This window comes from Flagellimonas amoyensis (assembly GCF_003058265.1).
GTDB classification, from domain to species: domain Bacteria; phylum Bacteroidota; class Bacteroidia; order Flavobacteriales; family Flavobacteriaceae; genus Flagellimonas; species Flagellimonas amoyensis.
The window spans coordinates 94826-111474 of sequence record NZ_QBUK01000011.1; the positions used below are offsets into that span (position 1 = coordinate 94826).

The window sequence follows — 16649 nt, forward strand, 5'->3', positions numbered from 1 at the left end:
ATCAAGAAATCAATTTACATTCCACCATATCCCCTTCTTTTAATTTTATCCCATCATCCACAAAAGCCAGGGCATTCCCAATGGCCATGGATTGGATCATGGAAGATCCCTGTCCGTCCAATATCTCCACCTTTCCATTGAATACATGGGCCTTGAGGAAGGAGGGACGTCCAAAATTGTTCGTATAGGCATGGCTTATGGGAAATTGGTACGTGGGCAAACCTACCTTTCCATACCCTGAAAACTTTTGTAGTAGAGGTAGCACGTACATATAAAAACAGGTGAGGGACGAAGCCGGATTGCCTGGCAGTGCAAAAACAAATTGGTTTGCCCTTCGTCCAAAATACAATGGTTTTCCAGGCTTTTGGAGTACCCGATAAAACAATTCGTCCACTCCGTTCGCCTCCAAGGCCGGCCGGACAAAATCGTAGTCACCTACCGATATCCCACCAGAAACTATCAGGACATCGCAGGATTCCAAGGCATTATTAATGCCCTTTTTGGTTGCCTCAAGATCGTCCTTGATCTTCATTTTATGCTGATGCCTGAACCCAAATTGTTGCAACACTCCTGCAATGGCAAAGCTGTTGGATTCGTAGATCTGCCCTTCTGTCTTGGGTTGTCCAGGGGGCACCAGTTCATTGCCGGTGGTGATGATGTTCACCCGAGGCTTTGAAAATACTTCCAAATGCTCCAATCCGAGGCTTCCCATCAAGGATAGAGAGGGTGGGGCCAAAACATGTCCTTTCCCGAATACCAATTGCCCTTCGGAGAGCTGTCCGCCTCTTTTTCGGATATTTTGTCCTATTCTGGGCATTCCGTCCAAGAAAAGTGTACCAGATTCCACCGAAGTTTTCTCCTGCATCATCACTGCGGAAGTATTTTGGGGCACTTTGGCACCCGTAAAAATACGAACGGCCTCCCCATCATTCAACCGTATTTCTTTGGATTCCCCTGCTGCTACCTCACCTACCAGTTTATATTCTTGGTAAAGTCCACACAGGGCATAACCGTCCATAGCGGAATTGTCAAACTCGGGTACATGAAAAGGGGACAACATATCTTTTGACAGGGCATATCCAAGAGATTCCCCCAAGGGCAGGGTTTGGCTTTTTACATTGATTTTTTGGTCATCAATGATGCGGAGTGCTTCTGAAATCGGTACCATTAGCCCCCTATTGAAATCATTGAACGGTTTTGCTCATAGTGCGTTGCGTCCATTTTTACTTCCATACCGTCCCGGGAATGCTTTTTGGATTTTATGGCGTCCAAAATGATGTTTTCCATTTTTTCTCCCTTGCGCAATGGGGTCAACAGATCGGTCTCTGATGTGGCGAACAGGCAATTTTTCATTTTCCCATCTGCCGTGAGGCGAATGCGGTTGCACTCATCACAAAATGGATTGGTAATCGTGCTTATAATCCCAAAACTGCCCTTGTGCCCCTTCACTTTATAGTTTGTGGAAGTGCTGTGCTTTGGGTTTTGAAGTTCCTCTATTTCACCAAATGCATTGCCAATGGTCTGTAGGATTTCCTCTTTACCAACCCCCTTGCTCCAATCCCACTTGTTCCCTTTGAAGGGCATAAACTCGATAAACTTTACAGCCAAGTTTCGATGCTTTGTCAAAGCGATAAAATCATTGATCTCGTTGTCGTTCACCCCTTTGATCAAGACCACATTGAGTTTGATTTGCATATCCATTTCAAGCGCCATTTCGAGGTTCTCCATAATCCGCTCGTAATAGTCCCGCTTGGTGATGAAGATAGATTTGGCCTTATCTAAAGTGTCCAGACTAAAATTGATCTTGCGCAATCCTATCTTTTGGAAAAGTTCCAGGTACTTGTCAAGCACAATACCGTTGGTGGTCAATTTAAGGGTCACGCCCAGTTTGGCCAGCTCCTCGACCAAAAAGCCGAAATTTTTCCGAACCAAAGGTTCTCCACCCGTCAATCGGACCGTATCCACGCCCAGATTTCGAAATGTTCTGGTCATCTCGATGATTTCCTCCAGGGTCATGATGCTCGGTTTTTCCATCAACTCGATGCCTTCTTCGGGCATGCAGTAAAAACACCGAAGGTTGCACCGATCCGTCAATGAAATGCGGAGATAGGTGTGCGGCCTACCAAAATTGTCCAGTATTTGTGGTTTTTTGTCAATCATGTCTTTTTCCTTCTATCACTTTAAATGCGTGCAGCACGTGTGGGAAAATCGCATCCATGGACTCCGCCGCTCCCTTGGTGGAACCTGGCAATGCCAAAATCAATTTGCCATTTCTTATTCCCGCAATGGATCGCGAGAACATCGCATACGGCATCCGATCTTGCCCGTAGCTTCTCATTTGTTCTTCTACTCCTTTTAGTTTGATGTCCAGCAAGGGCTCCAAGGTCTGTGGGGTGACATCCCGTGGCCCAACACCAGTACCTCCCGTAAAAATCAACAGGTCTGCGGAAGTGTTTTCTACCTTTTTGATGATTTCCTCAGCTTCATCAGGAATGATGCTTTTTTGTGATTCCACTCCCAAATCCTTCAATTTCTTGATGATGGCCTCCCCTGCCCTCTCTTCTCCTTTTCCTTTGGAAATGGTATCGGAACAAACAACAACATCAGCGGTCAGTCCTTCCGAATTGATTTTATAAGAGGATTTTCCTCCTTTTTTGGATTTGAGACGAATGGTGCCGATTTCCACGTTTTTATCAATCGGCTTTAGCATATCGTACATGGTGAGCGCCACAACGCTGGCACCGTGCATCGCCTCTACCTCTACCCCTGTTTTGTAAATGGTCTTCACGGTCATCGAAATGATGATGTCCAGACCATTGATTTCATAATCGATTCCTGTATATTCAATGGGCAACGGATGGCAATCGGGCAACAGGTCAGGTGTTTTTTTCACGCCCAACAATCCCGCTGCCTTCGCCATTTCAAATACATTCCCTTTGGGAACCTTGTTGTTTTGAATGGCATCGATAGTAGCTTGAGTGCTCGTTTTTACGATGGCTTCCGCAGTTGCTTCCCGAAGGGTCGTTACCTTATGTGTGATGTCTACCATTACTTGTTCACTTTCCATTGATGGGTTTCGTCCTCAAAAATTTCTTTGCCGAACACGGGCACTTTTGCCTTGATCTCTTCCACAAAAAAGTTGGTGGCGGCTATCGCGATTTTTCGATGTGCCGATGAAGTGAACACGAAGAGACAGAGCTCGCCTACGTTTACCTTGCCCAGACTATGGTAAATATGGGCACAGGTAATGTCGAACTTGGCAAAAGCTGCTTCGCGTATTTCATGGAATACCGTCTCCGCCATCTCTTCATAAGCTGTGTAGTCGATAGCGGTCACCTTTTTTCCATCTACTTCATCTGCCCTGATCTGTCCCAAAAAAATACTATGTGCACCAATGTCCGTCTTACTTTGGTGATTGGCCACCGATTGGGCTATTTTTTCGGGAGGGATCGCCCCTTGCACAAATACTTTTTTCGGTTTTTTCTTATCCATCGATGATAGTTTCTATACCGCCTTCCACATTTTTCAAATTATGGAAACCAAATTCATTTTTAAGGATTTCGATTGCGTTCTTGCTTCGCTTTCCAGACTGGCAGAACACAAAAACTTCCTGATTGTCAGGGATTTCCCGGTATCGTGATGTGAGATCGCCCAAGGGAATGCTCAACACTTTTTTTCCTTTTGGTTTGGGCTGTTCAAATGCCTCGCGCACATCGAGATACCATTGCTCCTTGTCCTTCAAGTCGCAATCGATATCAACAGGGGCAATCCCCCCTTTGCGTATTTTTTCAATTTCTTCGGGACGCTTGTTCAGTTTGATGGTCTGTTCGCTGGACAGCATCATGTTGATGAGTTTTAGCTTACCTGAAAGCAACTCGCCTGCACCCAAGATAATCTTGATAACTTCCGCAGCTTGAAGGGTCCCCAAGATGCCCGGCAACACGCCCAAAACCCCTGTAGTCTCACAACTGATGTTCTGTCGGGTACTTTTGGGAAACACGCAGCGGTAGGTGGGTCCATCTTTGTAATTAAAGACCGACAATTGCCCTTCATTTTTATAAATGGAGGCAAAAACCCAAGGTTTGTCAGCCAATAGGCAAGCATCGTTAATGAGGTACTTGGTTTCAAAATTATCGGTCCCGTCCAGGACAATATCGTATTGCTTGACGGTATTCTCCGCATTTTCAACAGTCAACGGTTTTTCATATACCTCAAACTGTACCTCACTGTTCTGTTTTTCCAATCGTTCCTTGGCCACAAGTGCCTTGGGTCTCCCCACGTCCGATTCTTTGAATAGTACTTGCCTGTGCAGGTTGGAGACATCGACCCTGTCATGGTCCATCAGGCCAATCTTGCCCACACCCGCACCAACCAAATACATCGCGGCAGGGCAGCCCAATCCTCCAACACCAACGATCAGTACTTTGGCATTCCGAAATTCTTCCTGGCCTTTCTGGCCAACTTCCGTGAGTTTTATTTGTCTGTCGTACCTGCTCATCCTCCTGCGAATGGTGGCAACAAGGCCACTTCATCACCATCTTTTAGGGTTATTTGATCATCTAAATTTTGGTTCACGGCAATTTGGACGGAATCCTTATCCGTAATGGACAGTCCGTTCAGACAGTGTTCCTTTAGCTCCCGTGCAGTGAGCTCTCCATTCAGCTCCATGACCTCTTCAAACTTATTTGCTGCCTCGGCCACCAAACCAAAATATTTTATGGTCACTGTCATACTTCCATTTGTTTTAGTTGCCGTATGTCTTCTTCCGTATCCACATCAAATCCTCCTCTTTTGAAGTTCTCCGTACAAAAATCAAATCCTTCCAAATGCATCAGTTTCTTGGCACCTTCGTCTCCTTTCAAATTCAACAAGAGCGAGAACGCTGTTTTGCCAAAAATGGCCGGCACCCCACTATTGTTGCCATACCGGGAATAGGTGGCTTGGGGGTTTTGTGTCAATTGTGTGTGTATCAGTTGATGTAAATTTTCCAATTCCAAAAAGGGCTGATCGGACACTAAAAACAACACATGATCTAATTCATTTTCTATTGCCAAGGCGGATTCCAGACCTATTTTTATACTGGATGCCATTCCTTGTTCCCACCCTTCATTGATCACCACGTTATATCCTTCAGTATCAATTTTTTCTTGAATATCCTTCAAATTTGCGCCCAGCACCAATATATTGGTTCGGAACCCCAACAAATTGGTGTTGTCCATGGTGTGTCCCAAAAGTGTTTTCCCTTTAAATTCCACTAGCTGTTTAGGTCGCCCCAAGCGAGTGGATCCTCCTGCCGCCAAAATCACGACCGCTATGTTTTCTACTGGACTCAAATGGATATTTTTTGGAATTGATTTTCAGCAATATCATGAATGGGCTCCGCTTTTTGTTTTAAAGGTCGGCCCCCTGTATGGGTCAACACACTTTGGATTTCGGCCAAAATGGACAATCCGATTTCCGCTGGGGTTTCCGCGCCGATCTCCAACCCAACGGGTGCATGGATCTTGGCCAAGTCCTCTTTCGAGACTTGAATGCCATCTTCCGCCAACTCGTTGAGCATGCGATCATATTTTTTTGATGGCCCCAGAATCCCAATGTAAGGTATTTTGGGTTTCTCCAGCAATAGCTTCAGTACACTAAGGTCATAGTTATAGTTGTGGCTCATGAGCACAAAACAGCTTTGCTGATCTATGTTGATGTTCTTCAACGTTTCTTCCGGCTTGGTGACAATGACTTGGCACGAGCCTACAAAACGTTCTTTATTGGCATGGGTTGGGCGACCATCGGTCACCGTTACTTTCCACCCCAAAAGTTCGGCCTGCTGTGCAAGAATTTGGGCATCATTGCCTGCTCCCACCAAAACGAGGTTCACAGGAGGTCGATGAATCTGGATAAACGCATAATACGGTTTACTCCCTAGTGCTATTTCCACAAAGCAAGATGTATTTTGTTTGATGGCCTCTTCACTTTTTGACAGCAATGCCCTGTGCAGGTCATCATTGATTTTCTCACTGAGAGATCCATTCCCTGCATCTGTTACCAATACTGTCCCCAATTGTTCCTGTTGTTTATCCAAGTCAAAAACAACGGAGATGGCCAATGGGTCCGCTCTTCCAACCACTTTCTGCAAAAGTTCGCAGGGATTATTTTCATCAGCATAATCCATCGGCTCAAAAAGTACCTGGATGATTCCGTTGCAGCCCAACTGTGCCCCGATTACTGCATCATCTTCATCGCTGGTATCATACGTGACCAGTTTGTTTTCTTCCCGATCTAAGGCATAAAGTGCCTTTCTGAGTGCATCCCCTTCCAAGCACCCTCCACTGATGGCCCCTGTGATATTTCCATACTCGTCCACCAACATCCGTGCTCCGGCCCTTCGATAGGATGACCCTTCGACGTGCACCACTGTGGCCAAAACACATCGGACATCTTGTGACCTCAACTCCGAATAGCGTATTAGTATGACATCCAGCTCCCTCATAACACCACTGTTTTTAGTTGGCCAACGACGGTCTTGATCTTAAAAACTGCCTTTTGAATGTCATCCAGGGTGGTGCTTCGTCCGGTGCTGATGCGTAAACTTGCCAAAGCATCGACATCTTCCATCCCCATGGCTTTCAATACATGTGATGGGTTCACTTGGTTGGAGGTGCAAGCGGAACCGCGTGATAAGGCCAAGGTATTCAAATGACGGAGCAATTTTGTCCCATCAACGCCTGCAAACGACACATTTGTGGTATTGGGCAGCCTTTCTTGACCGTGACAATTTATGGTGACCCCTTCCAAGTCCAACAATCCCTCTTCCAATCGGTTTCTCAAATCCAACTGGTTTTGATGGTATTCTTCAAGGTGGGCACTTGCTATTTTACATGCAGCACCAAATCCTACTATCCCAGGAACGTTTAGGGTCCCAGGTCTCACCCCTTTCTCATGGTTCCCTCCAAAAAGATGCTTGGCAATCGTTGTATGGTTGTCCTTGTTCATGTATAGGACGCCTACACCTTTGGGTCCATAAATTTTGTGTGATGAAAAAATGGCCATGTCGATTCCCAGCTCTTTGAGGTCCACGGGGATTTTACCGACGGCCTGTGTGATATCTGACATCAGTGCCACATGCTTTGCATGCACCAGTTTTGATATGTTCTTGATAGGATGGACCAATCCGGTTTCGTTGTTTGCCATCATAATGCACACCAACAGAGTTGATGGCAATATCACTTTTTCCAATTCCTCCAAATCAATGTTTCCCTGTTTGTCCACTCCTAGATACGTGACCACAAAACCCTGTCGCTCCAAGGCTTCCATGGTTTCCAATGTGGCCTTGTGTTCCGTACCGCAGGTAACGATATGGTTTCCCTTGCTTTTGTTCGACATACAAAAACCAAACAAAGCTAGGTTTATCGCCTCCGTCGCTCCCGAGGTAAATGTAAGCTCAATGGGCCTACAATTGACCAACCGTGCAACTTGCCCGCGTGCATTTTCAACCGCATCGTCTGCAGCCCATCCAAACGAATGGTCACTGCTTGCATTTCCAAAACTCTCCGTAAAAAAAGGGATCATGGCCTTGACCACATCAGGCTCAACTGGTGTGGTTGCATTAAAATCCAAGTAAATTTTATCACTCAAAACCATAGGAATTGCGTTATGTACGTACGCACATAACGCAATTTACTAATATTGTGGATTCTGTGCATACATTTTTCAAACCGTTTGCCGAAGGCCAAGCCATTTACTCCGGAATTGAAAAATGGCCTGAACGTATCGCCATGTTCGACATCCAATCAGAATTCATCGCCTTTCAACAAGGGGCTTATCAGTCCCACAAAACTGGCAGAAGAAAATAAATAAAAAGGGCCATGACGATTATTGATAAAACATTCATGAAAAAGCCACATCTTACCATATCCGGAATCCTTAGGTATCCTGACCCAAAAACCACTGCATTCGGAGGAGTGGCCACGGGCAACATGAATGCACAGGATGCGGCAGAGGTACAAGCCACCATCAATACGAAGGGGTCTATCCCCAAGGTAAGGGCCAAAGGTGCCAAAACCGGAAGCATCATGGCCGTTGTGGCGAGATTTGATGTGACCTCTGTCAAGAAATTGATACAAGTGATGACCAACAATAACAAACCTAACAGTGGTAATCCATCAAAAAAGGCCATTTGTGCACCAATATAACTTGCTAGACCTGTATCTTCGAAACCCTTTGCAATGGCCATCCCTCCCCCAAAAAGTAGAATAATGCCCCATGGAATCTGCACAGCTTCTTCCCAACGCAGTATGGAGCCTTTTTCTTTTCCTGCAGGCAATGCAAAAAGCACCACTGCCGAAGCTATGGCTATGATGGTATCGTCCATGGCCGGAATGAAATACTGAAGTAAAAAGGAACGGGAGATCCAACAAAATGCAGTGAGGACAAATACCCCAAGAACCATCCTTTCTTGCCTACCCATTGGCCCAAGTTCCTGTAGAAGTCTGTTAATTTCCTCTTTACCTCCTGGAAACCTTCCCTGCCTCAAGGGATAGGCTACCCTGGTAAGGTAAAGCCAGGCCAAGACAAGTAATATTGTAGCAACGGGAAACCCAAATTTCATCCATTGCCAAAAACTTACATCCACGCCATATGTTTTTTGGACAAATCCGGCAAAAACAAGATTCGGGGGCGTACCTATCAATGTAGCTATACCACCAATGGAAGCAGCATAGGCAATGGCCAGCATCAGCATCTTACCAAATATCTGGTTCTCGTCCTGTTGGGTGGTGGGGTTGTCCTTTAATTGACTGATAATGGATACTGCCATGGGCATGACCATCACAGTGGTAGCCGTATTGGAGATCCACATGGAAAGAAAAGCCGTTGCGACCATGAACCCAAGGACAATGGTATACATGTTGGTCCCTATGAGCTTTATGATATTCAAGGCAATCCGCCTATGAAGGTTCCATCTTTCAATTGCAACCGCCAACATGAACCCTCCCATATAGAGAAAAACATACTTATGTCCATAACTGGCGGTGGTTTCCCCTAGGCTTATCGTATCCAACAAAGGAAACAGAATAATGGGCAACAGTGCCGTAGCGGCAATGGGCAATACTTCCAAGACCCACCAAACACCTATCCAAACCGTTGCGGCAAGCAGATCCTTTCCTTGTTCGGAAAGGCCATCGCTCTCAAAAAACAAATGGATCAGGACAAAAAGTAATGGACCAAGGACAAAGCCCAAACGTTTGTAGTGCATTATAGTACGAGTTGTTTAGTTAAATGTGCAACATAAAAAAGGGAGCCTTCCAACCTATGATCGGGGTTCCCTTTTTAGATTTTTTGTTTTTAATCGATAGGCTCCTCGTCCAACCAATACAACAAATAAGGAATGTTATAGGCATGTGTCCAACCAAATACCCGTAGTCCCTGATTGGTCTGCCAGTTGGTAAAGCGACCCTTACTTTCTGGGAGGTTTGAAATCTTCACCAAATCGTCACTATATGCAACCGCATTTTTGTAATCTTCCGGTTTTTGGGGCAATTCCCCTATTTTAAGGACTTCTGCCCTAGCCAGTGCCTCATTGAGGTATACTTTTTCACCACTGTACTCGTAACCGATCAACAAGGGGTATATGGTTGCCAGATAGGATTCCATTTCGTGGTTCAGTGGAGGTACATCCCTTACCCATCTTGCATGATTGATCAGGGCTTTCTTCACTTTTTCATCGCCAGTGATCTGCTGGTACTTATACAGCCCTTGGGCCACATAGGTCTGGCTATATCCATACCTGTCCAATAGCAGGTTGCCCCCTTGCCTTTCTTGCAGTTCCAGCATGGTATTTACCCTTTCATCCAACTCATCCTTATACTTGTTGAGCTTGGTTGCATCATAAAGTTCAACAAGGTTAAGCACTGAAAGGTAAAGTCTTCTTCCTCTTAGGTCGTGGTCTCCCCAAATACGATTGATATAGGTATCTCCGGTCATTTTGGCCACTTCAAGGGCCCTATGGTCTGCAGCAAGATAGTAGTCCGCTATCCATCCCTGGATCCAAACGTGTGCACTTAAAAGTGCATTCCAGTGCTCATTGGCATGTCTTCTTCCGATACCTAAATATGGTGTGGACTCTGGCTCATCTTCATAGTTCCAAAAATCGATGGCATCATTTATTTCACCATAATAGGTGCGCTTACGCGGCCAATGGATATTGTCCACATCCATGGTATGTCTACTCATGGCCTGTGCCAAATTGAAGAACTTGGGGTCTCCCGTCCGCATAAAATTGGTCCAGAGCATAAAATCGGTCGTTGGCTCATTATTGGTCCACATGACCCATCTACCATTGAAAAAATAGGTCTTGCCGTCCCCATAATTGAATATGCCATACCATGGTTCGTTCTCTTGGTTATAGGCCCACCATTGGTATTTGTATTGCAATGCATTTTCAAATTCTGGGTGCTTTTCAGAGAAAGGTGCCATATTTCCATACACCTTGGAACCGGTGTACCATTCTGGGGAAGCATGTGCCACGGGTGAATCCAATACATAGTCCATTTTCTCCCCTACTTCTTCAGGGGAATCGTTCTCATGGAAATAGTAGATGAATTCCGTGGTTTTGGTAATGCCCTGGGCAAAATTGCCGAGCATTTCACCATCACTCTCCGTGTTAGCCCGGGCAAAGCTTTTCGGGCCATTTTCCTTGGGCCATATGCTTCCCGTCAATGTGGACGTCGAAGCGTCCAACTCTATCCCTTTGGGATATTCCTTCAAAAAGTTCTTTATCCCGACACCGATTCCTCTTTTCCCATCGGAAACATTTATCCATCCCTTTGCTTTTTGGGTTTGGGCCACGTTGGCTCCTGTTTTGGTCACGGTTGCCTCAAAATTTGGTTGGGGCTCGTTCCCTTTTTGACCATCTTCTTTTTTGAAACCACTTAAATAAAGGCTTCTCATGCTTGGACTTTCTTGAGCTTCGGGACCCTTCTGTAGCAATTGGACGGCATCACTACCATTCATCGCAACTTTTTCTATAACGGTCTTGGCGTTCCCATCCTTCCAATCCCCATCGTACATAGGCATGGAAACACTCACATTGGCATCCAAATGGTATTTGAGTTGCAGACCTACCCCTGCAATCTGGTCATTGGGCTGTGTCCATCCCGGATCATCAGCTGTTTGTTCGGACAAGATTTTTTTGTTCTGCGTTGCTATGTTCGCATGCTGACCTTCCTGAAGTTTATGTTTGTCCGGAATACCGGTATAGGTCATGGTATGAAGCACTTTAATGTAGCTTTTGCCAGCATAGGTGTGCAACCAAATGGAGAAGGGGGAGATGTTGTTGTCTGCCCTATTGTAGGTATACGTCCCTTCCACCCTAAAAATGGAATGCATAGGTCCAGAGCCTTTTTCTCTAAAGACCTCATTGATGACAGCTTTGGATGCATCTATGCCCGCATCGTCCAAAATATCAAAGAAAGACCCCCGGTTTTCCCCTTTGGAAGATCCTATCAATTCGTTTTCGGTAAACTTCCCATCTTGATCAGAATCCAGATATACCTCATCCAAAAAACCGTTTCCTCTCTTGTGGATGGAAAAAGACAGCGGTCCCGTGTTCACATCTATTCCCCCTTGCGGCCTCATGTTATTGGTGGATATGATTTTTTCCTTTGGAAGCATGGGCACAACACCATCCCCATATTCCAGCACATAATCGGATCCTTCTTCGGAAAAAAAGAATACCCATACCCATTTGATGCTTTCGTCTATGGGTCCCCAATTGGTAACCTCTGTGGTCTGGCACGGAATCTCCATACCTTCGGCAGTCAATAAACGTAGGTTGTCCGCAGAGTAGAGTTCCCCTTTTGGGAAAGGGATCCCCAAGGTTATGGGCGCACCTTTTTTATTGTTCTCTATGGTAATACTTAACTGTTTGCCTGGTTCTGGTTTCGCACAGGACTTTAGCAAGAAACATGCGAGCAGTACTGTTATGATTATTCTCATTATATATTAGGTTATTCGGTTTACAGACATAGTGCAGCTGCACCCAAAATGGGTGAATCCACCAAATCTGATGTTTCAATTTTAAAATGTTCCAGTTGTTTTTGATAGGCAAATGATTCCAGAGCATCCATTACGGCATCCTTGAAAAAGGGATACGCATTGCTGATGGACCCTCCAAGAATGATCATCTCGGGCGCAAACAGATAGAGAATGGCCTTTATGGCCTCTCCCAAATGCTTTCCATATTCCTTGAATGCCTGCAGGGACAAGGAATCTCCTTCCAATGCACTGTTGAAAAGTGCTTTGGCAGATTTCCCGTATGTGTCTTCAAAGAAAAAACTACCCGTAAAATGCTCCATAATGCCATTTTTATAGGGAAGCATGCCTATTTCCCCTGCTCCGCACAAAACACCATTGTACAGCTTGTTGTCTATTAAAATACCCATGCCTAGTCCTGTACCTAGGGAAAGTGCTACACAGTTGGTATGTTGTTGTGCTTTTCCAAAGTATTTTTCTCCCAGTGCAAAACAATTGGCATCGTTGTTTATGAATACGGGGACCTTATATTTTTGATATACCAAATCCTTCAAGGCCACCTTGGTCCACGCAGGAATGTTCTGCACATCGTATACTATACCTGACCCTGGGTCCACCACTGCCGGGACTCCAATTCCTATGGCTTCCACCGTATCGGTCATGGTTTCATTGATGGTTTCAAACAGTTTGTAAAGCGTTGCTTCCACTGAATCGTTCCGATCTACTTCCACCAAATGGCTTTTCATCACTTTACCGTTGACCACTCTCCCTGCCTTCATGTTGGTACCTCCAATATCAACCCCTATCAATTCCTTTTGCATGGGACTAACTTTCCTTTTTAAGGCTAATGGTCTTGTTGTTGACCAATGGTTTTGCCCAAAAGCCTATGGTAAATATGAATGCAAGTGGAATCAGCAAGAAGAACATTCCAGACTTCAAGGACGTCATCTCCCCTAGCCCTCCTACAATGAATGGGATGACCGCTCCCCCAGCAATCCCGGTGCAAAGAATCCCCGAAAGTGAACCGTGGTATTCCTTGACCGAATTGAGGGCCAATGAAAAAATGATGGAATACATGACCGAGATACAAAACCCGACCATGGGAAACCCGACCAGGGCCATTTGGGAAGAACCTGTCAAGGCCAACACCAAAAACACCATGGTTATGGCGGTTGCAAAAATCAACAGTTTACGGCTGTCCATAAATTTCAAGAGCACCAACCCCAATAGACACCCTACCGTCAACATGGCCCAAAAATAGGACACGGTATCCGCTCCCACGGTCTGTGGGTCCAATCCATGATATTGGGATAGAAACTGGGAAATCCAATTACCCACTCCTTGCTCGGTGCCCACATAACAAAAGATGCCCAAGAAATATAATATGGTCCATTTGTTTTTCAACAGATCCCAATAGGAACTGCCATCTCCAGCCTTTTCATCCTCAGTTTTTTCAAACTTGGGATATCTTGTCATGAAAACATAGATGAACAGCAATACCGATATGGCCGCAAAAACGATATACAATGATACCCATGGTAAGTTTTCAGGTACCCACGAACGCAATGTTTCTGCTATGGCATCCCCTTGTGTTCCTTCCCTATCCACCAAATATTTATACAAGTAAGGGCTCAAAAATGAAGCTGCCCCGAACACCAACTGCGCCAGTACCGAATTGAACGCAAAGTGTTCCTCACCTCCTGCAACCCTTAACATGGGGTTGATGATTACTTGCAAAACGGCCATACAACATCCCAAAGTGAACAATGTTATACTGAACATGCCATATTGGGGGATAAGGGCAAAACCCAGGGAAGCAAGCGCCATGACCAAGAACGATACGGAGAGTAAGGTCCTTTCACTATACTTTTCGGAGAGGAATCCTGCCGGAATGGACATGATCCCGTATGCAATAAAGAAAGTGAAGGGCAATAAGCCTGTTAAAGTGAGGCTTAGGTCAAAACTGTCCTTTACGTCTACTATTATGGAATTGAGTATGTTGGTGATGAATGATATTACAAAGAACACCAGCATTACCAACCCAATAATAGGATAGTATCTCTTGGTCGTGGGCTTGCTATTCTCCATTGGTGGTCAGTTGGTTATTTATTTGGAATCTCTTCCCGGGTCTGGTTTTTTGGTTTTGGATCTATTTGCTTCCCAACATGGGGAACAATTGCTTGATTTCTTCTTCGGTAGGTTGCTTGCCGTACTCACATATCTCGAAGAACTCAACTTGTTGTACTTTGGACATGTCCCTGCCCGGATACCATTTCTTGGCCGCTTCCAAGGTGCTTGCATCCGGTTTTCTGTTCATCCATCTGTTCTTCAACCATGCCAGGCGTTCTTCTTTTCCCGTAGGGATGGTAGACAAATCTGTACCGTTGGTCCAGGGCAACCACTCGAACATTTGAGAATCGTGAGCCGCCAATCCGGCCACTTTGGTATCGATGACCTCATCAACGATCACTGCAATATCCTTTTGGAATGGATAAGGCTTCTGAAAATGATCGCTCATGTAAAGGAAAACTGGGTTTTTCTTCAAAGGCGGAGTGTCGGGCGCCACATTGGGAACTATGTTCATATAAGCTGCATCCTGCACTACGGACCCTGCATTTCTGTGGTCTGGGTGATAATCATTTGGCCTTAGGCCCAAAACAATATCAGCATCCCAACCACGTATACGACGGATCACTTCCAATCTAACATTCAAAGTAGGAAACAATTCCCCATCATGGTTGTCCAACACTTCATATTCGGCTATGCCCAAGGCTTTTGCCGCGTCCTTGGCCTCTTGTCTACGCTTCTTGGCCAATGGTCCGCCCCCCATGCTCTGGTGACCTGCATCTCCATTGGTCAAAGCAAGGAACTTTACATTGTGCCCCATCTTGGCAAAAAGGGCTGCCGTACCTCCAAACTTGGAGTCACAATCATCGGGGTGCGCCCCGATGGCTATGATATTCAATAGTTTTTTTTCTTGTGCTTGCATTACCACGAACGCAAGGCACAGGCATAATGCCATCGTAAATTTTCTCATTGTCTTTTGTGTGTATTTGGTTTATTATTTTATTGCAATCAAATTCCAGGTCACCTATCCAGGCAACTTTTTTTATAGAAAAATCTGCATTTTCAATAGAGTCAGTCATCCATAGAACCATAAGTAGGCAATCCATGGTTTGGGGCGATCAATCAAACTAACTCAACATATAGAAAACGCTAATTTTCAATATTTTAAAACCCTAATTCTGATCAAAACTTGGATTGATGTCCATCTCACGCTGGGGAATAAAGAAATATTCACGGGTTCCTGTAATGATCGGTTCCGCTACAATAACCCTAGCGATGGCATTAAATCGTCTCAAGTCGGCCCATCTGTGATTTTCAAAAGCAAGCTCCACCCTTCGTTCTTGAAGCAGTTTCTCCTCAAATGTGCCCGGGGTGGCCGCATCTATTTCCCCCAAATCGGCCCTATCCCTTACTTCATTGATCAAATCATAACTTTCATCAGTTTCACCAAGGGCCTCGGCCAACATCAGCAGCACATCGGCATACCTGAAGACCACAAAGTTGATATCCGAATCATTCTCTATGGCAATATCCGCTTGGTACTTTTTAATGTATAGCGCCTCTACCACCTCGGCATCCAGGTTGATAAATGAATCTCCCATGGAAGCATCATATCTGGCATCGCCAACTTCATAGGCTTCTTGCATGGAAACGGTTGGCCTGTTCCTTCCATAACCTGCCCCTGCCTGCAAAGCGGAACTTGGGGAAAAGTCGTTCGTGAACAGACTTCCTTGGCCTATTCCCCCACTCATGAACTGCACCTCAAAGATGGACTCTTCATTGTTCTCATTGTCAACACCCCACAGGTCTGCATATTCAGGAACCAAATCATATCCATAACTAGATATGATCCTACGCAAAACCGTCTCTGCTTCTGAATTGTTGCCCAACGTAAGTTGCACCTTGGCCAATAATGTGGCCGCTGCTCCTTTTGTGGCTTTTCCAACACTACTGGAAGGATATGAAATGGGAAGATAGCCTTCCGCCGTTTCCAAATCGGTGACCAATTGTTCCAAAACCATAGTTTCCGGAACCTGGACCAGTTCATCACCGGCCACATAGGGCTCCAACTGCAATGGCACATTTCCAAAGGCAATGGCCAAATGGTAATACATCAGGGAACGGATAAAAAGAGCTTCTCCTGCTATCCTGTTTCCTATAGCCGCATCCATTTCCACTGTTGGGATACGTTCCAAGATCACATTGCAATTTGCAATTACCTTATAGGATTCGCTCCAAGCCGTTGACACCTGTTCATTCAGAGCATCCTCTGTGAATGCATTGATTTCGGTGTACTGTCTTGCCAAACCTGTTGCATCGGGGCCTTGATCGGTGTTATCACTCCGCATCTCGAACATGGTCCAATAGCCACGTCCGTAGATGCCTGTACTCTGCAATCCCCTATAACTGGCATTGATGGCCACCTCAAAATCGGCTGCAGATTTATAGAAATCGGCCTCATTTCGGTTGGAGATCGGTGCGAGATCGGTAAAATCTTCGCTACACCCGGCAAACACTACCGTGCATAGCATTATATATAGAATTCGTTTCATTTTTTC

15 protein-coding genes are annotated in these 16649 nt (G+C 45.3%); all 15 read right to left on the reverse strand.

Going from position 1 to position 16649, the window contains the following annotated elements:
• Position 1: 1 nt before the first annotated feature.
• Entirely contained in the window at positions 2-1168 is a 1167-nt protein-coding gene (locus DB398_RS15305; RefSeq protein WP_108425324.1) for a molybdopterin molybdotransferase MoeA, read from the reverse strand.
• A complete protein-coding gene (moaA, locus tag DB398_RS15310; protein WP_108425325.1) occupies positions 1168-2160 on the reverse strand; it encodes a GTP 3',8-cyclase MoaA in 993 nt (330 codons plus the stop codon). The genes DB398_RS15305 and moaA overlap by 1 nt, the downstream gene beginning before the upstream one ends.
• Positions 2153-3049, reverse strand: coding sequence for a bifunctional molybdenum cofactor biosynthesis protein MoaC/MoaB (moaCB, locus tag DB398_RS15315; RefSeq protein ID WP_108425366.1), 897 nt, complete (start codon positions 3047-3049; stop codon positions 2153-2155). Before moaCB ends, moaA begins: the two co-directional genes overlap by 8 nt.
• The gene (locus tag DB398_RS15320; RefSeq protein WP_108425326.1) at positions 3049-3492 is read right to left on the reverse strand and encodes a molybdenum cofactor biosynthesis protein MoaE; all 444 of its coding nucleotides are present in this window, start codon (positions 3490-3492) and stop codon (positions 3049-3051) included. The genes moaCB and DB398_RS15320 overlap by 1 nt, the downstream gene beginning before the upstream one ends.
• Positions 3485-4498 (reverse strand): HesA/MoeB/ThiF family protein, encoded by a 1014-nt coding sequence (locus tag DB398_RS15325; protein ID WP_108425327.1) that lies wholly within the window; start codon positions 4496-4498, stop codon positions 3485-3487. Before DB398_RS15325 ends, DB398_RS15320 begins: the two co-directional genes overlap by 8 nt.
• Entirely contained in the window at positions 4495-4731 is a 237-nt protein-coding gene (locus DB398_RS15330; protein ID WP_108425328.1) for a MoaD/ThiS family protein, read from the reverse strand. The genes DB398_RS15325 and DB398_RS15330 overlap by 4 nt, the downstream gene beginning before the upstream one ends.
• The gene (locus tag DB398_RS15335) at positions 4728-5333 is read right to left on the reverse strand and encodes a nucleotidyltransferase family protein (RefSeq protein ID WP_108425329.1); all 606 of its coding nucleotides are present in this window, start codon (positions 5331-5333) and stop codon (positions 4728-4730) included. The genes DB398_RS15330 and DB398_RS15335 overlap by 4 nt, the downstream gene beginning before the upstream one ends.
• Positions 5330-6484, reverse strand: coding sequence for an XdhC family protein (locus DB398_RS15340; RefSeq protein WP_108425330.1), 1155 nt, complete (start codon positions 6482-6484; stop codon positions 5330-5332). Before DB398_RS15340 ends, DB398_RS15335 begins: the two co-directional genes overlap by 4 nt.
• Complete coding sequence (locus tag DB398_RS15345) at positions 6481-7635, reverse strand: cysteine desulfurase family protein (protein ID WP_108425331.1); 1155 nt, start codon at positions 7633-7635, stop codon at positions 6481-6483. Before DB398_RS15345 ends, DB398_RS15340 begins: the two co-directional genes overlap by 4 nt.
• A gap of 181 nt (positions 7636-7816) precedes the next feature.
• Positions 7817-9247 carry an SLC13 family permease gene (locus DB398_RS15350; protein ID WP_108425332.1) on the reverse strand — a complete coding sequence of 477 codons (1431 nt, stop codon included), beginning with the start codon at positions 9245-9247 and terminating at the stop codon, positions 7817-7819.
• Positions 9248-9336: 89 nt separating this feature from the next.
• Positions 9337-11988 (reverse strand): exo-rhamnogalacturonan lyase family protein, encoded by a 2652-nt coding sequence (locus DB398_RS15355; RefSeq protein ID WP_108425333.1) that lies wholly within the window; start codon positions 11986-11988, stop codon positions 9337-9339.
• A gap of 20 nt (positions 11989-12008) precedes the next feature.
• A complete protein-coding gene (locus DB398_RS15360) occupies positions 12009-12845 on the reverse strand; it encodes an ROK family protein (protein ID WP_108425334.1) in 837 nt (278 codons plus the stop codon).
• 4 nt (positions 12846-12849) lie between these two features.
• Positions 12850-14112 (reverse strand): MFS transporter, encoded by a 1263-nt coding sequence (locus DB398_RS15365; protein ID WP_108425335.1) that lies wholly within the window; start codon positions 14110-14112, stop codon positions 12850-12852.
• A gap of 61 nt (positions 14113-14173) precedes the next feature.
• Complete coding sequence (locus tag DB398_RS15370; protein WP_108425336.1) at positions 14174-15061, reverse strand: PIG-L deacetylase family protein; 888 nt, start codon at positions 15059-15061, stop codon at positions 14174-14176.
• Between the two features lie 202 nt (positions 15062-15263).
• Entirely contained in the window at positions 15264-16643 is a 1380-nt protein-coding gene (locus DB398_RS15375; protein ID WP_108425337.1) for a RagB/SusD family nutrient uptake outer membrane protein, read from the reverse strand.
• Between the last annotated feature and the right edge of the window lie 6 nt (positions 16644-16649).